This is a genomic window from Galactobacter sp., assembly GCF_022712295.1.
Classification (GTDB): domain Bacteria; phylum Actinomycetota; class Actinomycetes; order Actinomycetales; family Micrococcaceae; genus Galactobacter.
Map to the genome: position 1 here is coordinate 1 of NZ_JALAGT010000209.1, position 22074 is coordinate 22074.

The following is a 22074-nucleotide window of genomic DNA, read 5'->3' on the forward strand; positions in this document are numbered from 1 at the left end:
CCCAACTCGGCATAGCGTTTCCGCCACTTCCACACGCTCGTGGTCGTCGTGCCCACTTCAGTGGCGATGTGGGCGTTGGGCACACCCTCGGCGGCCAGCAACACGATCTTCGCCCGCTGCACCAGCCCTGAGCGCATCGCCATGGACCTCGTCCACGACCTCAATACATCTTTGTCGCCAACCCGTAGAGGCAACGCCGGAGCAGGAGAATTCGCCATACCCAATTCTCCCAAACCACCAACCATTTAGGCACTAACGACACGCGACACTAGGTCCCGCGCGAACCTGGGGGCAGCCGAACTACACGGGCACCTCTGGCGGTCGGCACGAACACAGAGCAGGATGTCAGTCATGCCACATCTGACGCCGCGCTCTCACGACACGACACACGAGACAACGCAAGACATCGAGATCGATCCGGTCTTCGTCCGACCTGGCGAATCGACGTCGTTCCCCCGGCACAAACTCCCCGCAGGGGAGTCGCTCCCGGAAACCGCATACCAACTGGTCCACGACGAGGCGATGCTGGACGGCAACGCCCGCATGAACCTGGCCACCTTCGTGGGCACCTGGATGGACGATCATGCCCAACGCCTCCTGACCGAGGCCGCGGACAAGAACATGATCGACAAGGACGAGTATCCGGCTACGGCAGAGATCGAGGAACGCTGCTGGCGGATGCTTGCCGACCTGTGGAACGCGCCGCACCCCACCGGGAGCATCGGCGCCTCCACCATCGGCTCGTCCGAGGCCGCCATGTTGGGAGGGCTTGCGCTGAAGCGACGTTGGCAACATCGACGCCAGGAGCAGGGCCTCTCCACCAAGAATCCGAACCTGATCCTCTCCTCAGCGGTGCAGGTGTGTTGGGAGAAGTTCTGCAATTACTTCGAGGTGGAGCCGCGTTATGTGCCCGTCAACGAGGGACACCCGGTCCTGGACGGTGACGACCTGAGCGGATACGTGGATGAGAACACCATCGGGGTGGTTGCGATCATGGGCGTCACGTACACCGGGTCCTACGAACCGGTGGAGGCGATCTCGGAGGCCCTGGACCGGATCCAGGAGGCGACCGGGTTCGATGTCCCCATTCACGTGGACGCGGCGTCCGGCGGGATGATCGCGCCGTTCCTGCAACCGGACCTGGTCTGGGACTTCCGCCTACCCCGCGTGAAATCCATCAACGTCTCGGGACACAAGTACGGACTGGTCTATCCGGGGCTGGGTTGGATCGTCTGGCGGGAGGAAGAGGATCTTCCGGAGGAGTTGGTCTTTCGGGTCAGCTACCTCGGAGGGTCCACTCCCACATTCGCGCTGAACTTCTCACGTCCGGGCACTCAAGTGCTGCTGCAGTACTACGTCTTCCTCCGGTTGGGCTTCGACGGTTTCAAGCGGGTACAGCAAAACACCATCGATGTGGCGCGCTTCCTCGCTGAGCACATCGGGAAGATGCCCGAGTTCACGCTGTGGAATCGAGCCGAGGACATTCCCGTCTTCGCCTGGCGGCTGAGGGACCCCCAGGCCACTGGATGGAGTCTCTACGATCTGTCGGATCAGCTGCGCATGCGCGGCTGGCAGGTTCCGGCCTATCCCCTGCCGGCCGACCTGGAACACATCACCGTCCAGCGGATCGTGGTCCGGAACGGGTTCAGCAGAGACCTCGCGTCCTTCCTGATCCGTGACATCCGCAAGGCCGTGAAGGATCTCAACGCCGGTCTGCGCACCGGACACGTCAGCGAGGAGCAGTCCGCCGGGTTCCACCACTGAGTCCACCGGCGCACTGTCCGCAACCCCGAATAACCCGCTGAATCAGAGCATCAGGAGCATCCCATGCCAGTCATCGACATCAGCAGCGACCCGGAAGCCCTGACCATGACGGTCACGGCGGAGTTCACCCACCCGCTGGAACGCGTATGGGCCGCGTACACCGATCCTCGACAACTGGAACGATTCTGGGGACCTCACGGTTATCCGGCCACGTTCCGCACCTGGGACCCCACACCCGGCGGCCTGGCCCAGTACCACATGACCTCCCCCAAGGGAGAGCGCTACAACGGCGTCTGGGAGTTCCTCAGCATCGAGCCACCGAATCGTTTGGAGGTCCTGGACCTCTTTGCCGGTGACGACGGCGAGCCTTTGCCGGACATGCCTTCCCAGCGCATGGTTCTGACCCTGAAAGCCACGGACGAGGGTTCCCGCATGGTCATGACCTCACATCTGGACTCGTTGGAGGCCCTGCAGCAGGTCATCGACATGGGCCAGGCGGAGGGCGTCAGAGACGCATTGGGACAGATCGAACTGGTCCTGACCGGATTGCGAGCCACCGCACAGGGCAGGGGTACCGACGTGGAGATTCTCGACGACACGCACGTGCGTATCACCCGCATGGTCGAGGGCTCACGCGAGATCGTGTGGCGTGCCTACCATGATCCGGACCTGCTCAGGCAATGGATGCTGGGTCCGGACGGGTGGAGCATGACCGAGTGTGCGCCGCCCGGTCCGGTCGGCAGCACCTACCACTGGGCGTGGGCCCCGGATCCCGGCACTGAGGGGGAGCCCTTCGGCTTCGAAGGCAAGGTCCTGCTCACCGGACAGCCGGGCCGTGAATCCGTCACGGAGTCCATGATCGGTATGGATTCGCCCGTCACGACGAATGACACGACGCTGTTCGAGGAGGACGGCGCCACCCTGATCACCACGTTGATCGAGTACCCGGACGCCGAGACACGCGACATGATCCTCGGCACAGGCATGGCCGATGGTATGGAGGCCTCCTACTCGAGGTTGGAGACGCTGCTCGCCGGGCTATGAGGCGGCGTCACAGCCCCAGTCTCTCGGCTTCGGCCAGGAACTCCTGGACGTCGCCGTCCATCAACGGCAGGAACTCGTTGATGGCCTCATCCGGCCAGTCCCACCAGGCCACGGCCAGCAACCGCTGGATCGTGGCGTCATCGAAGCGGAAGCCGGTGATCCGGGCCGGTACGCCCTCCACGATGGCATACGGCGGCACGTCCTCACGGACCACGGACTGTTCGCCGATGATCGCACCGTCACCGATAGTCACGCCTGCCGTGATGATGGACCGGGATCCGATCCGCACGTCGTTGCCGATCGTCACGTGCTTGCGTTCACGATCCGTGGTCTCGGCACCGTTGGGCCACCACTTCCGTAGCGCCTGGAAGGGGTATGAGGAGGCAGAGTCCGTTCGCCGCTGGGCCATCTTGATGATCACCCCGGCGTCCATGGACACGAACTTCCCGATCGTCAACCCCGGCCGAGGATCCGAGACGGCCGGCTTTCCGTAGGTGTGATCGCCGATCTCCCAGCGATGTTTGGAGGCCAGTTCCTCGAGATGGATACCGGTGAGGTTGGACCAGCGCGGGCGTTCTTCCCAGGTGGTGGGTATCAAGGCGAGCGTGATGGCCTTGTTGGCGCTCAGTGGGCCCTCGTAACTGCCGTCCTCCCGGTGTTCCAGAACGCCATTGACCTTGCCGTGGTGGTCCATGAGACGCAGTTTCCCGTCCTGGACATCCCAGCGGGAGCGGACGGCCTTGTCGTAACCGAGGATCTGTCCGTCGCGTAAGAACGTCACGGCGGAGGAGAGCACGTGCTTCTGAGTGCGAAGCACCCACGCTCCGCCGGTCAGGTCATGGATTTCTGGCATCTCAGGCATCACCTTCAGCTGGAAGACGCCGCGCTAGGGGGCAGTCCACGGGCCAAGCACGACGAGGAGAAGCAGCCCGTGGAGGTCGAGTCGCAAGCTGTGATGATGCGATCGCCAGCCAAGATCATACCGTGGTCTGATGGCGCCTGACCCGCGGCTCATCCTGACGCCGGACGCCGTGCGCGGGCGCTTTCCATAGTCTTGGATGTATGAGCCATCCTTCTTCCTCATCGCAGCATCCCTCGGCCCCACTGCCCCGCACCGGCGGATCCCCAGCGGTCAGTGCGCACAACCTGACCAAGACCTACGGATCGAGCGACGAAACCGAGGTCCATGCCCTGGACAACGTCTCCGTGAGCTTCGAAGCCGGGCACTTCACCGCCATCATGGGCCCCTCGGGCTCCGGCAAGTCCACCCTTATGCATTGCCTGGCCACACTGGACACCCCCACGTCCGGCGAGATCGTCCTTGGCGGCACTCCCGTGGCCGGCCTCAACGACGATCAGCTCACCGAACTGCGTCGGCAGAGGGTCGGCTTCGTCTTCCAGGCCTTCAACCTGGTTCCGACCCTCACCGCCCAGCAGAACATCGTGCTTCCGTTGGAGTTGGCCAACGCCAAGTACAACGAGGCGTGGCTGGACGAGCTGGTCACCCGGCTCGGACTCACGGGCCGGCTGACCCACAAACCGCATCAGCTCTCGGGCGGTCAGCAGCAGCGTGTGGCCGTGGCCCGTGCCCTGCTCTCCCGCCCGGATGTGGTCTTCGGTGACGAGCCCACCGGCAACCTGGACTCGGCCTCCGGGTCCGAGGTGCTGAGCTTGCTCTCCCGCTCCGCGCATGAGGACGGCCAGACCGTCATCATGGTGACGCACGACCCCGTGGCCGCAGCGGCGGCTGACCGCGTGGTGCTGCTCAAGGACGGCCGTCTGGCAGGCGAGATCCTGAATCCGCAGGTGGATCAGGTGGCCGAGGCCCTCGCCGTACTAGGTTCCGCCAACGCCGCCGAAGGTGCCGCGGGCACGCGTACCGGCCACCGGCCGTCGGGCATGGGCGAGGCACAGGGCGGGGCCGCATGAGCTCCTTGATCCGTTCCAATGTGGTGGCCTACCGCCGCCGCTACACGGCAGTGATCGCGGCCATCGCTATCGGCGTCGCCTTCCTGACCGCGACCCTGCTGGTGTCCTCCACGCTGCGTGCCACCCTCGGCGCCAGCATCGGCGACGATTACCACCGCGCCGACCTCGTGGTCACGGTGCAGGACAACGAGAAGATTCCCAGCGGCGAGCGCGACGACCGCTTGCTCGAGGGAATCGGTTCCTTGCCGGGCGTTGAGCGTTCGTTGGCTCTGAACGAGGGTTCGCTGGAGGCAACCGTCGGTGGTGAGACCGAGTACGTGCAGTCCACCATGACCAGTGGAGACGCGGGTCTGCTCGGTCAGAAGCTCGTCAGTGGTGTGGCTCCGGGTGATGGCGCCATCACCGTGTCGGAGAGTGCTGCCAAGGCTCTGCATCTGAAGCCCGGAGCCTCTCTGACTCTGGAGGGTTTTTCCGAGGACGGGGAGACCGTTCGGTCCAAGGTGACGGTCAGCGGTATCCGGGAGGATTCCAGTAATCCGTTGACGGCCGGTTCCCCCACCGTCCAGTTGAATGAACTGGAGGCTTCCAAACTGGGTCTGGAGACGAACCCGCAGCAGATCCTCGTCAGCACGTCCGGGAACACGTCCGGCGTCAAGCAGGATCTGGAGACGCTGCTGGAGGACCAGCACTTTGCGGGGTCCACCGTACAGTCCCCACAGGAGAAGACGGCGGACACAGTCACCGAGTTCTCCGGTGGCACGGATGTGCTCTCGTGGGTTCTGGGACTCTTCGCGGCGATCGCCCTGGTGGTCACCGTTCTGGTGGTGGCCAATACCTTCACGGTGGTGTTGGCGCAGCGGACGCGGGAACTCGCCCTGTTGCGGACCTTGGGGGCCAAGCGCTCCCAGGTGCGGCGCATGGTCACCGGCGAGTCGCTGTTGATCGGGTTGGTCGGTTCCGTGGTCGGCGTCGCGGTGGCCTTGCTGGTGGTGTGGGGCGGTTGCGCCGTCCTCTCCCCCGTACTCGATCTGCCGTATCTGACGTTCGGCATGAGCTGGACCGCGGTGGTGGTGGGCATCGTGGTGGGCGTGCTGGTCACGTGGTTCGCCTCGCTGCGCCCGGCACAGGCCGCGACGCGGGTGGCCCCGTTGGCCGCACTGCGTCCGCAGGAGACCGTCACCGCGGGCTCGAAGCGCGGGCGCGGCCGGATCGTGGTCGGGGCCGTCCTTGCCCTGATCGGCGCTGCCCTGTTGATCACGGGCACCCTGGGTATGTTCGGGGACACCGGCAGCCTGCTTGCCGCTTTTGCGGGTGGATTGACCAGCTTCATCGGCGTCTTGATGCTGGGGACGTTGCTCATCCCGTGGGCCGTGCGGATGCTGGCGAAGCCATTCGGTTCGAGGGTCGCCGGCAGGCTGGCAGGGTTGAACGCGCTGCGCCACCCTCAGCGCACCGCCGCGATCGGTACGGCACTGCTGTTGGGAGTCACCCTGGTGTGCATGATGGCCGCCGGTGCCCAGTCCGCTCGCTCCACCCTCAACAAGGAACTGGCCGCACACTTCCCCGTGGACCTCACCGTCCAGAGTTCGTCCGAGAACGCGGAGACGGACGGGGCCTCGTCCACCAAGCAGCTGGGCTCCGCACAGGCCACGTCCGTTGAGAGGCTGGACGGGGTGGACCGCGTGGAACTGGTCAAGCCGGTGGCCGTGGCGGGTGAGTGCGCCGCGCCCACGACCGCGGATCAGGCATGGGGCTCTCGAGACTGCTACCCCGTGACGGCGCTGGAGCGCGATGACCTCGAGGCGGTGCTGACCACGGGCGCCCATCTGCCTGCGCCCGGCAAGATCGCCATGGGAATGGACGCCTACTCCGGGGATGCCGCGCCATCCTCCGTCTCCGTACTGGACGCCCAGGGCGGCAAACACGAGGTGGAGGTGGATGCGGACGCCGCCGCCCCCGATTCCGCGGGCTACGTGATGACCCGTCAAACGGCCCTGGACCTTGGCCTCACGCAGCCCACCACTGAGCAGCTCGACCGTTCCTTCGCGGCGCCGAGCCTGTGGATCAAGGCCACCGATGATGTGGCGGCCAACGAGCTGATCAAGAACGTGGCCACGGCAGCCGGCGTGGACCAGGACAGCATCGACGGCGCGCTGCCGATCCGTCAGGCCCTGAGCCAGGTGATCGACGCCCTCCTGCTGGTTGTGTCTGCCCTACTGGCGGTGGCCGTGGTGATCGCGCTGATCGGTGTGAGCAACACGCTCTCGCTGTCCGTCATCGAACGCACCAGGGAGAATTCCCTGCTGCGGGCGTTGGGCCTGAAGAAGCGTCAGCTGCGCGGCATGTTGGCCCTGGAAGCCGGCTTGATCGCCGCAGCCGCGTCCGTCCTCGGCATCGTGCTCGGCACCGTCTACGGTGCGGCCGGAGCCAAGGCCGTCCTGACGAGCCTGGGTGTGTTCTCGCTGGGGATCCCGTGGCTGTGGCTCGGTGTGGTTCTCGTGGTGGCGGTGGGCGCATCGGTCCTGGCCAGCGTGTGGCCTGCCCGCCGTGCGGCGAAGCTGTCGCCGGTGGAGGGGCTCGCGATGGAGTGACCACGCGGTTCGTATATGCGGCCACCGGCCGCGCCGTACTCGGCCCGACGGGCGGTGACGCACCTCTGCGTGGTGCGTCACCGCCCGTCGGGCATGGAAGCGGTCACGACGGCGCAACGGACCGGTGCACCCAGCGGCACCGCGGCTAAGGTGACAGTGACGACTGCATCGATGTCCTTTAGTGAGGTCCCCATCCCCATGTCACGCACCTTGACTCACGACGACGGTCTGGCGGCAGTTTACGGCGGCGGCATCCTCGGCGGAGGCGGTGGAGGCCATCTGGCCGACGGCCTGGCCCGCGTGGAGTCGATCTTCAACGGCGAGTACGCCGACCCCGAGCTGGTCTCCGTGGAGGAGCTCGCTCCCGACGACGTCGTGGCCTGCGTGGCCATGGTCGGTGCGCCGTCCGCCGAGTCGGCCTTCATCAGCGACGAGCAGTACATCAGCACGGTGCATCTTCTCAAGCAGGCCATCGGCGGCGAGTTGGCTGCGGTGATGACCAACGAGAACGGTCCTGCGACCACCATCAACGGCTGGCTCCAGGCCGCAGCTCTTGGCCTGCCCGTGCTGGATGCCCCGGCCAATGGCCGCGCGCACCCCACCGGCGTGATGGGTGCACTGCAACTGCACCAGGAACCGGACTACGTCTCCTATCAGGCCTTCGCGGGCGGACGCGGTCGTGAGAAGCTGGCCGGTGTACTGAACGGCCCGCTGGACGGGGTCGCCGGGGCGATCCGGGCACTCTCGGTGCGCGGAGGCGGCATGATCGGCGTGTGTCGGAACCAGGTACCGGTGTCCCGTGCGGCCGCGTATGGGGCCGTGGGCGGCATCAGCTTCGCCATCGACCTCGGCACGGCGTTCCTTCGGGGGTCCACCGGAGCCGAACGCATCGCCAACGCCGTGGAGTTCCTGGGCGGAGACATCATCGCCCACGGAACCGTGAAGGAGATCGATCTTCGACGAGACGGTGGTTTCGATGTGGGACGGGTCGCGATCGGCGGCCCGCGCCGCCTGGAGCTGAGCTTCTGGAACGAATACATGAGTGCGGAGATGGACGGCGAGCGCCTGGCCACCTTCCCTGACCTCATCATGACCATGGACTCCGAATCCGGCGATCCGATCCTGTCGGCCAAGATCCGTCCTGGTCAGCGGGTCACGGTGATCGTTGCCTCGAAGTCGAGACTGGTGCTCGGTGCCTCCATGTTCGATCGTGAGCAGCTGGCAGGGATCGAGCCGATCCTGGGTCTGCCGATTCTGGAACATCAGTGAGCGGGGCACCAGTGAGCGGGGTACCAGCGAGTGGCGCCCGCATGGGGCAGCAGACCCGATCGGGGCGGCCCACGGTCGGCATGTTGACCATCGGCCAGGCTCCCCGACCCGACATCGTCGGGGCGTTCGATGACCTCGACGCTGACATCCTTGAGGGTGGCGCATTGGATGGGCTCACGGCGGCCCAGGTGCAAGCTGAGGCCTCCCCCACGCCGGACGATGTGGCCGGCGACCGTACCGTCTACGTGACGCGCTTGGCCGACGGCACCGAAGTGAAGGTGCTCAAGAGTTACGTGACCAATGGCCTGCAGCAGCGGATCGACGAATTGGCCCCACGCTGCGACCTCATCGCGGTGCTGTGTACCGGCACCTTCCCGACGTTGGAATCTCCGGTTCCCTTGGTGCTCCCTGACCAGGTGTTGCAGGAGCGCGTTGAGGAGTTGGGAGCCACCGACCGTCTCCATGTGGTGATGCCCGCACCCGAACAACGGGAGTTCATGGAAGGCAAATGGGCACCCGTGGTGCGTTCGCTGTCCTTGGACAGCGCGTCTCCGTACCAGCCCTTTGACGCCGCCGCGATCGTTGCCGCCGCTGTGTCGGGGCCGGTTGCACCCCAAGCCATCGCGCTGGATTGCATGGGTTTCCGTGCCGAACACCGGCAGGCACTCGAAGTTGCGCTGGTGCGTGCCGGGCACCAGGACATCCCGGTGGTTCTCTCGCAGGAGGCCGTGGCCCATGCCGTGCAGCACGCACTCGGCAACGTTGATTGATGCCTAACAGCGGGGACCAGGTTTTCATGGCACTCGCACCGCATCGGCGCAGGTTCCACGAAAACCTGGTCCCGCTCGAGGGGCGGAAACCGACCGGGCGCTGGTCTGGTTCAGGTCAGCGCCCGGTCTCGCACCAGGGCCCGTTTTCAGCCCAGGTGCAGTTTCTGCTCCCAGTATTGGTCTGACGTCATGGTCTCGTAGCCCTTGCGCCAGGCACGTCCCAACTGCCGGTACATCTTGCGCAGTCGCAGGGTGTTCTTCAGCAGCCGTTTGCTCTCCGCCCAGAAACGCTGTTGATCACGTTCCACCACGTAGTACTGGCTCTGGTCCGCGTTCAGGAACGTGACGCGCTTGGCGCCACACGTGCCACGCCAGTCCTCACGGTCCGGAGCCCTCAGCACCAGCGTGGACCCCAGCGCACCGAAGGGCGGGAAGTGCCCATTACCCGTGAGCCAGATGAGCTTGCGTAGCGGACCGGCCCCCAGACGGGACTTGCGCTCGGCCGGTGGGCGGCCGTGGACGGGTTTCCACGCCTCGGTCACCGTCATGGCCTTGAGGTCCGCGCGACGCGTCGACATGTCAGCGTTGGCGTCGAAGAATTCCGGCCCGGCCAGAACATCCTCCAGCGCCAGATTCACGGCCGAGAGGCTGTCGTAGTGGAAGCGCAAGGTGGTGCGCAGGTAGAAGCTCAGCACCATCTTCTGCAGCTGCTTCCACGACCGCTGCTTCTTGGGAAGGCTCAGGTGGTGCACCAGGTGGGAGCGGAAGTCCAGGTACCAGGTCTGCGGTGATGCCTTGTCCACGAAGCTCTCCTGCATGGAGGCCACACCGGGCAGCGTCACGATGTCGAAGTCATTGACCAGGGAGAAGCTGACGTCGTCACCGCGGACGAAAAACGGGAACGGAAGATGCTCCACCCGGTCCACGGGGAAGGCGAAGAACCACCAGCCCCCGTAGAAGTCGTCGGGCGCGGCTTGGGTGGTCTCGAACTCCATGTCGAAGACCTGGTGATAGTCCCGCAGATCGGTACCACCGTAGAGGGCATGACAACCGAGGTCGAACGTGGCTCCGTTCTCCCCCATGCGCCAGCGGTGCAGACCATCCACGACGGCGCCGGCCACGGCCGTGCGGGGGTCGACGGCATAAGCCAGGAACCACCACGTCCGGGTGATCGCCTCCATCTGGATGGAGGCGTCGTCGTCCATGAACAGGCAGTGGGAGGCACCTGTGCGCTGGGCCTCGATGAGGCCGCGGGTGAAGCCGCCCGCCCCTCCGAGGTTCTCGTTGGGGATGACCTTCACGCCGTCGCCTTCAGTGACATCCACCGAGTTCCCGTTGTCCACGATGAGCATGCGGACGTGCTCCCGTAGCTCGGCGGTCTCCCGGTACTCCCGGAAGCGCCGCACCGTGTTCTCCACGGCAGCCTCCCGGCGAAAGGTCGTCACCGACAGCATGAGATCCGGCGTCTGACGCGGTGGCTGAGCCGTGGCCCAGGCGAAGTCGTCCAGGCGGCCCTCTTCCAGTGCAGTCAGCTTGAAATACAGCACCGCTTGATCGTTCTCCGCAGGGTCCCGCGGAACGGGCAACCGCAGCAGACCGTCGAGCCGGATCTCCTCGTTGTAGAGCTGCGACTCGGACATGCCCTGGGAGCCCTGCCGTATCGAGAGCAGGAAGCGGCCGTGTCCACTCAGCTGCAGTTCCCACGGCAGTTCTCCCGCGCTGCGGCGCCACTTCCCGAGGTTGAACACGTTGTAGTACGGGTTCGTGGCCAGGGTGCCGCCTGGCCCGAAGATCGCACCGGCGTGGTCCACGGACAGGCCCACCGGCCCATCCACAGTGAAATGCGCGTGGACCTCGGTGCTCACCTCACGGGAGGGCCAAATGGCCGGTTGCACCGCATAGGTTTCCGTTCGTTCCGACGCGAGCGACGTCGTTTCCCTGGGGCTTGCCTCGGTCACACTCATGCGCTCACCCCACCAGCGATCAGGGCCGACGGGCTCGGAGCCGTTGCCTGCTCGCTGTCTGCTCCGTGCTTGGTCAGGACCATGCCCGGTTCCACGCGCTTGGAACGTGGGACCAGCACATCGCCGTCGTAGTGACCCACCGCGATGAACGAGATGAACACCTCGTGGTCCGGGATGTCGATCAGTTGACGGATGGCGGCCTCCTTCTTGGTCCCCATCGCCGTGTTGAGTGAGCAGGAGCCCAGCCCCACCTCGGTGAGGCCAAGCAGAAGCGACATCATGAACAACCCGCCATCCACGAAGGCCTGGTTCCGCTCGGTGGCGAACAAGAAGGCGTCCAGATCGGAGCTGACCAGCAGCAGACGAGGAGGCATCTCGTAGCCGGAGAAGCCACCCTGCAAGTCCAGGACAGCCTTGATGAGAGCAGGGTCCTCGAACTGGTGCACACGTGCGGCCTGCCGGTTGCAGACCGACGGAGATTGCATGGCGATCTCCACGGCACGAGCGATCTCGGCGTCCGAGACGGGCTGATCCGTGTACTCCCTGACGCTGCGGCGACCGTACATCACGTCGAGGAAGTCCCGGTCCTGGGTGATCACATCATCTGATTCCCGTACGTCGGTGGCGCGAAGCACCCCGCCCTCACGGAGGTGGGCATGGTTGATGACGTGCTGCGCTTGTTCCCCGAACAAGGACCAGAAGTGGGACACGTCCACGCCCAGGTCCTGGTGACGCTGGAGGTAGTTGCGCATCACTCCGGCAGAACTGATCAAGAACGTGTCATCCGTGCTCCGGCCCGCCGCCAGCCAGGCGTTGATCTCCTTGGCCAGTCCGGGGACGGCGATCTTGCCGAATCCCGGCCGGAAGTTGCTGCGGCTGAGCCCCTTCTCGATGGCGTGGGCATGGAAGATCATGCGCGCCCGCGCGCCTGAGAGGCCGTCGTCCGAACGGGCGTGACGGAACGAGCGCACTTGGCGTTCGTAATCCTTCAGCGCCAGGGTCCTGGCCTGGGCGGCGAACCCGGACTTCGGCTTGCCGGGCTTCTTTGCGGCCCCGGCGGCACTGGGCGACTTCAGCAGATCGACGGAATGGATCACCGCACCGGCATCGTTCCCGGTGAAGTGCATGCCCCCGAACATGATCTGGCTGAATTCGCCTCTGGGGGTCACGAAGGAGACGGAGTCCTGGCGACGGCCACCGTTGGCATCACCGACCGAGACGGACCCGATGACCCGGAACTCGCCGGACTTCGGGTTACGGGCGTGAATGTTGACGGTGCGGGCATCGGTCCGCGGTTCCCAGTCCAAGGTCAGCGTGTACCCGACGTCCTGGCCAAGCGGTGCCGGCAGGTCGAACCAGGCGTGGCTGCCCTTGACACCGGCCTCCGGACTCGCCCGGAAGCTGGAAACATTCTCGTCGCGATCGAGTCTCCAACCGGCGTGATTGGAATGGAACTCGGGTGCGGTGAGGGTGACCAGGCTATTGGGGTCGGTGGACGCAGACCCCGGCGTTGATGGATCCAGTGCGTCGCGTAGCCACTGCGTGGAGCTCTGGCGGCGCTCCTCGATGACCCGCCTTGCCTCGGTGAAGTCCAGGTCTCGACTGACGTGCTCGTTGGCGAGGATGTCCTCCGCGGTGTCCGTCTCGTAGATGCGGCGGGTCTCGCCGAATCCGAGCCACTCCAGCAGGTTGGCGAAGCGGCCGGCTCCACGGACCTTGTTGTAGATGGAGGAGAACGGAACGCCGAAGATCACCGCGAACGCGGAGCCGTGGAAGCTGTCCGTCACCACATACCCGGCGTCACGGTAGGTGCGCAAGAAGTTCTCTGGGGCGTCCTCCGCGATGACCTCGGCCCGGGGCTCGTCTCGCCAGAGTTCCTCGGCATAGCCGCGACCACCATCGGGGTTGGGGATCACCACGATCCTCTCGAAGCCGAGCTTGTTCGCCACCTCCAGCACCACGGCCTTCTTCTCCGGCGTGGGATCCAGGTAGAAGACGGCCAGGTAGTCACCCTCTGGTTGCACGGTGGCCTGATCCGCCAGCTTCGCGTAGTGCTCCTCGGGGAGCAGGAAGACCGGGTCGGCGGTGACCTCCGCCTTGGCGCCGAAAACGTCCCTGGCGGTGTCGACGGCGTAGTCCTCACGCACGGAGATCGCCTTGAAACGCTGCAGATTCACGGAATGCTTGGCAACGAAGCCCGGCTTGAACTTCTCGGTTCCGCGGTTGCCGAACGAGGTGGAGTAGGCCACGCGATCATTGGCCGGTTCCACGAAATCCAGGAACAGATCGTCGTTCACGCGTCCGATCAGCGGGTTCCAGAGTTGGTCACTACCCACCACGAACGTTCGGGCGGCCGTGTTCAGCCACGGAAGCTCGTGGTAGTCCATCTGCTCCGTGTACTCGTACCCCATGCGGCGGGCGAATTCGAGGGAGAGGATGTCATCCGGCCACTTCACACGGTAGCCGTTGTAGCCCAAGGGCTCGTGCACCATCAGCACCGAGTGCCCCAGGTTCTTGATGGCCTGGTGAAGGCCGTAGTAGGTGAGGATGGAACCGTAGTTCTTGCCGTACCACCAACCGAGAACGGCGACGTCGTAAGACGGGTCGTGATCAGTCACAGTCAGTACTCCTTAAACGTAACGATTGAAGATGATCCGGTGCGCGTCAGCCGCGCAGGAGGTCCTTGAGTTTGTTGTCAGCCGCGCTCAACGCCGAGCCGATGGCCATGTGCATGTCCAGGTATTGGTACGTTCCCAGGCGGCCACCGAAGTGGGTGCGGGGCTCTGCCGCCGCGCGTTCACGGTACCTCAGCAACGTGTCCCGGTCCTGAGATGAATTCACGGGGTAGTAGGGCTCATCGCCACGCTGCGCAAAACGCGAATACTCCCGCTGAATCAGCGTCTTCTCCCGGGTGTAATCCCGCTCAGGGTGGAAGTGCCTCGGCTCGATGATGCGGGTGAAGGGCACCGACTCGTCGGCGTAATTCATCACCGACGTGCCCTGGAAATCCCCCACATCCAGGCGCTGGGTCTCCAGGTCGATGGTTCGCCAGCCCAACTCGCCCAGGTCGTAGTCGAAGTACCGGTCAACCGGCCCCGTATAGACCACCGGCAGGTTGCCCCGAACCGCGTCCCTGTTGAACTCCTGGTTCGCATCGAAGTAGTCGGTGTCCAAACGGATCTCGATATTCGGGTGATCCGCCATCCGCTCGAGCCACGCCGTGTACCCGTCCCGCGGCAGACCTTCGTAGGTGTCATTGAAGTAGCGGTTGTCGTACGTGTACCGCACCGGCAAGCGACTGATGATGGAGGCCGGCAAATCCTTCGGATCCGTCTGCCACTGCTTGCCCGTGTAGTGCTTGATGAACGCCTCGTAGAGTGGCCGCCCGATCAAGGAAATGCCCTTGTCGTTCAGGTTCGTGGGATCCGTGCCCGCGAGTTCCCCTGCCTGCTCCTGGACCAGGGCCCGGGCTTCGTCCGGCCGGTACGCCGCACCGAAGAACTGGTTGATGGTGCCCAGATTGATCGGCATCGGATACACGACGCCTTGGTGGGTCGTATAGACCTTGTGTACATACGGGGTGAACGCCGTGAAGCGGTTCACGTAGTCCCAGACCCGTTCGTTCGACGTATGGAACAGGTGAGCCCCGTACTTGTGCACCTCGATCCCGGTCTCAGCATCGGTCTCCGAGTAGGCGTTACCGCCAAGATGTGGCCGACGTTCGATGATCGTGACCCGGGCGTCGTGGTCCTCCGCGGCCTGCCGGGCCAACGTCAGACCGTACAGGCCTGCTCCGACGACGAGAAGATCAGGTTGTGCCACGAGGGCCGTCCTTCCAGGAGGGGGTGGGGGTAGGTAACGAACGAGGTGCGCTGTTGCACCCGTTCAAGATTCTTCGACGAACAATCGGTAGCCGAGTCGCCTGATGGACACCGGGCAAATCCGGTAACCACCACGCAGAATCAGGTTGCGTACAAAACGCGGGCGGGTGATCATGCCGTCGTTCAGCAGGACTTTCTGCATGAAGTAGTCCGACTTGAACAGCTTCAGCCCGCCACGGCGTTCGAAGAGGTCTGCGTCGACTCGGTAATCCACCAGGATCTCCGACACATTGGCGCTCTTGGCCCCGGAGGCAAGCATGCGCTGCCAGAGCCAGTAGTCCTCCATGCGATCCAGCTCCTGGTAGCCCCCGACAGCCAGTGCCACCTCACGCCGAAAGACGACGGTGGGGTGGTGGAACGGAGTGTGCTTGGGCAGGTAGTCCAGGATGTCCTGATGCCCGAGCGGCCGGCGTCGCAGGATCCCCTGCCCCAGGTTGGATTCATCGGAGAACTCCTGCATGGTGCATCCGAGCAGGTCCAGGTCCTCCCGGGCCATGATCTCCAACTGTTTGGCCAGGCGTTGCGGCCGATAGTGATCGTCCGAGTCCGCCCGGGCAACGATTTCACCCTTGGCGGCCAGGAGGCCCATCTGCAAGGTTTTGGCAGCCCCCTGATGCCGAGGCGACCGTATAACCCTGGCCGGGCCGTAAGCCCCGCGCTCGACCTTGTCCACGATGTCTTGCAGTTCAGGGATCAGCTCCCCGTCCACTGCGACGATGAGTTCGTCCGGCGGACGGGTCTGTTCCACCGTCGCCGAACGCAGCGCCAGCCGGAAACGTTCCGGACGTTCACCTCGCCAGACCGGCATCAGAACGGTGACTTTTGCCATGGCCTGGGTAAGACCTCCAGATCGTTGATGAGATGGGCAACCGACGGATCCGCAGCGAACACCGCGTCCGAACCGCGTGGGGCGGCGATGATCGCGTGCCAAAGTCCTTTGGCTCCAGGACGCAGAAGTCCCGGGTGCTTCAGCAACTGCTGAATCCAGCCTAAACACGTTTTTGAACCATAGATCACCCGTTCCCAAACTCTGAATGAACGGGATCTGAACAAAACCCACAGCCGGTTTCGAACATCGAAGTAGAAACGATTCCCGGGTGATTCTTGTGCATTCCCGAAGGCCTTGGTGCGGTGCTCCACGACCGAAGCAGGAACGTGCAACCCGAATCCGTTGCGCAGCAGTCGGCCGGTGTGCTCGAAGTCGTCCGACCAAATGAAATAGTCGGCCATCGGCAACCCCTGCAACCGCACATCGGATGCCCGCAACAGAGCAGAGACGTAGCTCGCCGTCCGGATCGGGCGGCCGCCGAGACGCGACGCGTTGGCGGCCTCCCGCGTACGGGCGCGCATCCGGGTGCGGGGCCGGTTCATGGGGTGGTCGCGTCCATCGGTCCAGACTGCGCGGGAGCTGAGGACCGATAGGGGCAACGCCGAATCCGACGCCGCGGACAGTAACGCCTCCAACGCATCCGCCCGAGGGATGGTGTCGTCGTCCATGACCCAGATCCAATCCGGGTCGTGATGGGTCAGGGCATAGGCCATGCCTGCAGCGAAACCGCCTGCGCCGCCGACGTTCTCACTCAGATACAACGCCTCGGGGTGAACTGGGTGATCCGCCAGCAGGCCCGCGGTGCCGTCAGTTGATGCGTTGTCCACGACCACGATCGCAGACAAGGGCTGCGTTTGGGAGGCGAGCGCTGCCAGGCATTGCTTGAGCAACTCGCGCCGGTTATATGTCACCACGACGGCGACGACGGTACTGTCCCGCTGCGAGACTGTCTGTAAAGGCACACTTGCACCTTAACGCCGATCCTAAAACTCCAGGGGCCAATTTCATCGAGGTCAGAGGAAGTCCTTGGCGAATTCAAAGGCTGTTCAAGCGCTCTTCACTTGGGGATCATTTGCGGGCACGATAACACTGTCAGATGTGAATTTCAACCGCCGCGGAGTCTGGACCTGAAGTTTCTCCTGCCAGTATTTGTCAGTGGTCATTAACTCATACCCGTTGCGCCACTCACGCAAGAGTCTGGGGTAGATCCGTCGCAGCCGTAGGACGTTCTTGATCAGCCGCCGGGTCTCCGTCCAGAAACGCTCCCGATCACGGATCACCATGTAGGACTGGGTCTCGTCGGCATTGAGGTACGTCACTTGCCTGGCGCCGTAGGTGGCCACGTAGTCCTCGCGGCGCCCTGATGGCAGCACCAGGTCGCTTCCCGTTCCTGTACCCAAGGGCAGCAAGTGCCCGTTCAGGGTCCACCTCATGAGTTTGCGTCCGCGCCGGCCCAGGTGGCTCTCCCGCTCGCGTGGCACTGTCGATCGGATCGGCAGCCAGGTCTCCATGATCGAGGAACGCTTCAGAAGATCCCTTCGTTGGGCCATGTCTGCGTTCTCGTCGAAGAATCGGGGGCTGGCCATGACGTCCTCAAGGGCCAGGTTCACGGCCGCAAGACTGTCGTAGTGGAAGCGCATGACTGTACGCACATAGAAGCTACGCACCATGCGGGCCACCTCTCTCCACGAGCGTTCCTTCTGCGGAAGGCTCAGATGGTGAGCCAGGTGTGAGCGGAAGTCCAGGTACCAGGTCTGCGGCGACGCCTTGTCGGTGAAGCCCTCTTGCACGGACGCGATCCCGGGCAGGGTCACGATCCGGAAGTCGTTGGCCAGGGAGAAGCTCACGTCGTCGCCGCGCACAAAGAAGGGGAAGGGCATGGCGTCGACTGACGCGACGGGGAAGGCGAAGAACCACCATCCTCCATAGAGGTCGTCGGCCTCCTGCCACGTGCTCTCGAACTCCATGCCGAAAACCATTCCGCGGTCTCGCATGTCCAGTCCTGCGTAGAGCGGGTGGCAGCCGAGCTCGAACCTGGCTCCGTTCTCTCCGAGCCGCCACCGATGACTGGCGTCCACGACGGCGCCGGCCACAGCCGTGGACGGGTCTTCGGCGTATGCCAGGAACCACCATGTCCGCTCGATCGCTTCCATCTGGATCATCGCGTCGTCATCCATGAACAGGCAGTGTGTGGCCCCAGAGTGTTTGGCTTCCAACAATCCACGAGCGAACCCACCGGCTCCGCCCAGATTTGCGTTGGGGATCACGGTGACTCCCCTGCCACCGGACACGTCACAGCTCTGACCGTTGTCCACGATCACCATGCGTACATTCGCGGCCAGGTCGCTGTTCGCGAAGAACGCACGGAATCGCGCCGCTGCCGCCGCCACCTGGGCCTCTCGCCTGAAGGTGGTCACTGACAGCACCAAGTTCGGTTGGCGCAGTGGGGCCGCAGTGGTGACCCAGGCGAAATCGTCCAACCGAGCATCTGCCAAGGCGGTCAGTTCGAAGAAGACCAGTGCCTCTCGCGGCACCGTCTCCCCCAGGTCCACTGCTCTGCGTAAGGTACCGTGCAGCTGGATTTCCTCGCTGATCAGCTGCTGCTCAGACTTGTTGGGACTGGCCAACCGGACCGAGAGCAAGAAGCGACCTTGACCTTCCAGCTGCAACTGAAGAGGCATCCGGCCCGCGTGCCTGCTCCATTTCCCCAGATTGAAGATGTTGTAGTACGGGCTGGTCGCCAGGTATCCGCCTGGACCGAACTCCGCGCCGCTTTCATCGAGTTTGAGTCCTACTGGGCCCGTCAGGAAGAAGTGCGCTGGGACCTCGGTCGAGATTTCACGTTGTGGCCAGATGGCAGGTTGCACGGGATACATGGTCGTTGTGCCAGGGACAGTTGTGTCCACAGTGGTCTCCTGGTTGGGGTTAGCTGATGGCGCCGCCCTTTCACGCTACCGACCAATCACACGCCGTTACGAAACCAGAAGGTAAACATCACGTATCCAGAACGCTCCCGTCTGTGGTGGCATGCAAGGCGTGGTCTTTCTACACGCCGCAAACGGGACCGGCCGTATCGCGTTCCGAGGAGGAACGCGATACGGCCGATTTCATATCGCAGAGCAGACGATCAAGCGAGAGTTGGTTCCTCGAACTTGGGGAACACAGGCTCGGGCTTGGGCAGCTGCGTGCCCACGGGCACCTCGTCGTCGAAGGCGTCGAAGGTCCGGGCCCCACCGCTGGGAACGCCCAGCGCGTCCAAGAGCTTCGCGGAGGCATCCGGCATGACTGGCTGAGTCAGCAGCACCACGCGACGGAGAACCTCCATGGTGACCCACAGGACGTCTGCCATCCGTGCCGGGTCCGTCTTGCGCAGCACCCACGGCTGCTGTTCGGCAAAGTACTGGTTGGCAGAATGCAGCACGGTCCAGGTGGCCTCCAACGCCAGCGAGAATTCCTGTCGCGAATAGTGGTCGCGGCTGGTCTCCAGCAGTGCCGTGGCCGCCGCGAGCAACGCCTGGTCCTCCGCCGTCAGGTCGCCGTGCTCGGGGACCTTGCCCTCCAGGTTCTTCGCGACCATGGACAGCGAACGCTGCGCCAGGTTGCCCAAGTTGTTGGCGAGGTCAGCGTTCATACGGCCCACGATGGCCTCGTGGGAGTAGGAGCCGTCAGCGCCGAAGGGCACCTCACGCAGGAAGAAGAAGCGGGACTGGTCCAACCCATAGGTCTGGACGAAATCCTCAGGGGAGACCACGTTGCCCAAGGACTTGGACATCTTCTCGCCGTTGTTGTTGAGGAAGCCGTGGATCATGATCCGCTGGGGCAGCTCGAGGCCTGCGGACATGAGGAATGCCGGCCAGTAGATGGCGTGGAAGCGCGAGATGTCCTTGCCGATCACGTGCACATCGGCGGGCCAGTAACGCTGGAACGCAGCAGACTCCGTATCGGGGAAGCCCACGCCGGTGAGGTAGTTGGTCAGTGCATCCACCCACACGTACATCACATGCTTGGGATCCCCCGGAACCGGGATCCCCCAGTCGAAGGTGGTGCGGGAGACGGACAGGTCCGTCAGGCCGCGTTCCACGAAGCGGATGACCTCGTTGAAGCGTGATCGCGGTGCGGCGAAGTCCGGGTGCTGCTCGTACCAGGCCAACAGCTTGTCCTGGTATGCGGAGAGCCGGAAGAAGTAGGACTCCTCTTCGGTCCAGGTCAGCTCGGTGTCAGTCTCCTTGGAGTAGCGGACGCCGTCGCGGACCTCGATCTCGTCATCGCCATAGAACGCCTCGTCACGCACGGAGTACCAGCCGGAGTACTTGTCCAGGTAGATGTCCCCGTTGGCCTCCATCCGCTTCCAGAGCGCCTGCGCGGCCGCATGATGGTCGGCGTCGGTGGTGCGGATGAAGCGGTCGTAGCTGATGCCGAGTTCGTCCTGGCAGGCCTGGAACCGGTCGGAGTTCTTGCGCGCGAGCTCGGCTGCAGTGATGCCCTGCTTCTCTGCCGTCTGCAACATCTTCTGACCGTGCTCATCGGTTCCCGTCAGGAAGAAGACGTCCTTCCCGTCCAGGCGCTTGAATCGAGCCATGGCATCGGTGGCGATGTACTCATATGCATGCCCGATGTGCGGGTCACCATTCGGATACGAGATCGCCGTGGTGATGTAGAAGGACTGGTTCTCTGGCGTTGCACTCACGAGTCTCAAGTCTACCGGTTGCACATGCCTGCACCACTCGTGTCACGCACTCAATCCAGCTTGTGATCCTTCACGAACGCATCCATGTCATCCTTCTTCAACGCCTCGGAGAAGTCCGAGATGGCGTCCATGTCCGGCTGCACAATCGACTGGCCGCCGGCCCAGCCGGTGCCGAGGTTCGGCAGCGTGAACATCTTGACGCTGTCTCCGCCACCGCGCAGCCCCCATCCCAGCTTGGCGATCTCCGTGCCCGAGAAATCCTCGTCAACGCCGATGTAGGGGCTGAAATCATCCACCACGTTGTTCAACTTCACCGGGTTGGCCAGCGTGGACGGCGTTGCCGCCTTGGACATGATGGCTTTGATCAGGATCTGCTGGTCCTGCACCCGCTGATAGTCGCCGGTCTTGAACGACTTCCGTTCCCTGGCGAAGGTCAGCGCCTGGTCGCCGTTCAAGGTCATGCTTCCCTCGAACTTGGTCCCGTCCTTCTCGAACGGGACGGGGACGTCCACCTTCACTCCGCCCAATGCATCCACCAGGCCCTTGAAGCCCGAGAAGTCGATGGTCGCCACGTGATCGATCCGGGTGTCGAGCAACTGCTCCACCGTCTGCGCTGCCAAAGGAACTCCCCCGTAGGCGAAGGCCGCATTGATCTTGGCCTCGCCATGGCCCGGGATCGGCACCCAGGTGTCTCGCATGATGGACGTCACGGTGACGTTTCCGCCGCCCTTGGGAACGTGGACGAACATCATGGTGTCGGTACGGCCGGATGCGGCGGCCGCTTCACCCGCACTGCCGGACTCCGCCCGGGTGTCTGAGCCCAACAGCAAGATGTTGGTCCCCGGCCCTCCAGCCGGCCTGCCTTCATAGTCCGGCAAGGCGTTCTCGATGGTTTGCGACTGTGAGTCGAACTTGTGCAGCAGCCACCACCCATAACCGGCGCCGGCGGCCAGCAGCACCAGCAGGATGATCAACAGCGTCACGAAGAACTTGCGGACCGGATGGCGTTTCTTGGGGCGCCGCGGCGGCTGTTCGGGCTGGCCGGGCTGCCCCGGACCACCTGGATACCCGCCCGCGCCGCCACCGTTGTTCTGAGGAGTCTGTGGCTGAGCAGCATAGGTCTCCGGGACGGACTGCGGCTGAGGCTGTTGCTCGTAGGCTGGTCGTTCCGACCGGGCCTGCACCACCGGCAGTTCCTGGGTGTCCGGAGGTGGACGCAATCCGAAGACGTCCTCGTCGCGATCCTTGCCCATGACTTACTCCTGTAGCTGCGCTGGGGAAGAACCTCCAGGACCGCACAGAAAAGCCCCGGAGCTGATGAACTCTCCTAGCCACAGTATGCACTG

16 protein-coding genes are annotated in these 22074 nt (G+C 64.1%); 6 read left to right on the forward strand and 10 right to left on the reverse strand.

The features are described from left to right. Positions 1-245, reverse strand: a 245-nt coding sequence (locus Q0A15_RS15085) for a helix-turn-helix domain-containing protein (protein WP_367273411.1), incomplete at its 3' end; no start/stop codon positions are given. 106 nt (positions 246-351) lie between these two features. Between Q0A15_RS15085 and Q0A15_RS14850 the strand changes: the two genes are divergently transcribed. After that, complete coding sequence (locus Q0A15_RS14850) at positions 352-1764, forward strand: glutamate decarboxylase (protein ID WP_291280302.1); 1413 nt, start codon at positions 352-354, stop codon at positions 1762-1764. Positions 1765-1827: 63 nt separating this feature from the next. Continuing rightward, the gene (locus Q0A15_RS14855; protein WP_291280303.1) at positions 1828-2808 is read left to right on the forward strand and encodes an SRPBCC family protein; all 981 of its coding nucleotides are present in this window, start codon (positions 1828-1830) and stop codon (positions 2806-2808) included. Between the two features lie 7 nt (positions 2809-2815). On the opposite strand, the gene Q0A15_RS14860 is transcribed toward Q0A15_RS14855, so the two are convergent. After that, complete coding sequence (locus Q0A15_RS14860) at positions 2816-3661, reverse strand: CatB-related O-acetyltransferase (protein ID WP_291280304.1); 846 nt, start codon at positions 3659-3661, stop codon at positions 2816-2818. A gap of 209 nt (positions 3662-3870) precedes the next feature. Here Q0A15_RS14860 and Q0A15_RS14865 point away from each other — a divergent pair, with 209 nt between their 5' ends. The 4 genes from Q0A15_RS14865 (at position 3871) to Q0A15_RS14880 (ending at position 9367) form a co-directional block, all read left to right on the forward strand. Continuing rightward, positions 3871-4737, forward strand: coding sequence for an ABC transporter ATP-binding protein (locus Q0A15_RS14865; protein ID WP_291280305.1), 867 nt, complete (start codon positions 3871-3873; stop codon positions 4735-4737). Beyond that, positions 4734-7328: an ABC transporter permease gene (locus Q0A15_RS14870; RefSeq protein WP_291280306.1), complete on the forward strand. Its 2595-nt coding sequence runs from the start codon at positions 4734-4736 to the stop codon at positions 7326-7328. The genes Q0A15_RS14865 and Q0A15_RS14870 overlap by 4 nt, the downstream gene beginning before the upstream one ends. Before the next feature lie 198 nt (positions 7329-7526). Then, positions 7527-8597, forward strand: coding sequence for a DUF917 family protein (locus Q0A15_RS14875; protein WP_291280307.1), 1071 nt, complete (start codon positions 7527-7529; stop codon positions 8595-8597). 41 nt (positions 8598-8638) lie between these two features. Further along, positions 8639-9367: an AroM family protein gene (locus tag Q0A15_RS14880; protein WP_291280308.1), complete on the forward strand. Its 729-nt coding sequence runs from the start codon at positions 8639-8641 to the stop codon at positions 9365-9367. A gap of 146 nt (positions 9368-9513) precedes the next feature. Here the strand turns inward: Q0A15_RS14880 and Q0A15_RS14885 are convergent, their stop codons facing one another. From Q0A15_RS14885 to Q0A15_RS14920, 8 genes are all read right to left on the reverse strand, one after another. Then, a complete protein-coding gene (locus Q0A15_RS14885) occupies positions 9514-11232 on the reverse strand; it encodes a hypothetical protein (protein WP_291280309.1) in 1719 nt (572 codons plus the stop codon). A gap of 95 nt (positions 11233-11327) precedes the next feature. Beyond that, positions 11328-13949, reverse strand: coding sequence for a polysaccharide pyruvyl transferase family protein (locus Q0A15_RS14890; protein WP_291280310.1), 2622 nt, complete (start codon positions 13947-13949; stop codon positions 11328-11330). Between the two features lie 46 nt (positions 13950-13995). Further along, complete coding sequence (gene glf, locus Q0A15_RS14895; protein WP_291280311.1) at positions 13996-15153, reverse strand: UDP-galactopyranose mutase; 1158 nt, start codon at positions 15151-15153, stop codon at positions 13996-13998. A gap of 63 nt (positions 15154-15216) precedes the next feature. Beyond that, complete coding sequence (locus tag Q0A15_RS14900; RefSeq protein WP_291280312.1) at positions 15217-16041, reverse strand: glycosyltransferase; 825 nt, start codon at positions 16039-16041, stop codon at positions 15217-15219. Next, a complete protein-coding gene (locus Q0A15_RS14905) occupies positions 16020-17003 on the reverse strand; it encodes a glycosyltransferase (protein WP_367273413.1) in 984 nt (327 codons plus the stop codon). The genes Q0A15_RS14900 and Q0A15_RS14905 overlap by 22 nt, the downstream gene beginning before the upstream one ends. Positions 17004-17087: 84 nt before the next feature. Beyond that, positions 17088-18947: a glycosyltransferase gene (locus Q0A15_RS14910; protein ID WP_291280313.1), complete on the reverse strand. Its 1860-nt coding sequence runs from the start codon at positions 18945-18947 to the stop codon at positions 17088-17090. Positions 18948-19168: 221 nt separating this feature from the next. Next, positions 19169-20728 carry a methionine--tRNA ligase gene (gene metG, locus Q0A15_RS14915; protein ID WP_291280314.1) on the reverse strand — a complete coding sequence of 520 codons (1560 nt, stop codon included), beginning with the start codon at positions 20726-20728 and terminating at the stop codon, positions 19169-19171. A 50-nt stretch (positions 20729-20778) separates the two neighbouring features. After that, positions 20779-21981, reverse strand: coding sequence for an LCP family protein (locus Q0A15_RS14920; RefSeq protein WP_291280315.1), 1203 nt, complete (start codon positions 21979-21981; stop codon positions 20779-20781). Positions 21982-22074 lie beyond the last annotated feature (93 nt).

Coding starts and splice junctions, on each gene's coding strand:
- Q0A15_RS14875 (WP_291280307.1), top strand. CDS start 7,527: ATGTCACGCACCTTGACTCACGACGACGGTCTGGCGGCAGTTTACGGC.
- Q0A15_RS14900 (WP_291280312.1), bottom strand. CDS start 16,041: ATGGCAAAAGTCACCGTTCTGATGCCGGTCTGGCGAGGTGAACGTCCG.
- Q0A15_RS14860 (WP_291280304.1), bottom strand. CDS start 3,661: ATGCCAGAAATCCATGACCTGACCGGCGGAGCGTGGGTGCTTCGCACT.
- Q0A15_RS14920 (WP_291280315.1), bottom strand. CDS start 21,981: ATGGGCAAGGATCGCGACGAGGACGTCTTCGGATTGCGTCCACCTCCG.
- Q0A15_RS14870 (WP_291280306.1), top strand. CDS start 4,734: ATGAGCTCCTTGATCCGTTCCAATGTGGTGGCCTACCGCCGCCGCTAC.
- Q0A15_RS14880 (WP_291280308.1), top strand. CDS start 8,639: ATGGGGCAGCAGACCCGATCGGGGCGGCCCACGGTCGGCATGTTGACC.
- Q0A15_RS14850 (WP_291280302.1), top strand. CDS start 352: ATGCCACATCTGACGCCGCGCTCTCACGACACGACACACGAGACAACG.
- Q0A15_RS14855 (WP_291280303.1), top strand. CDS start 1,828: ATGCCAGTCATCGACATCAGCAGCGACCCGGAAGCCCTGACCATGACG.
- Q0A15_RS14865 (WP_291280305.1), top strand. CDS start 3,871: ATGAGCCATCCTTCTTCCTCATCGCAGCATCCCTCGGCCCCACTGCCC.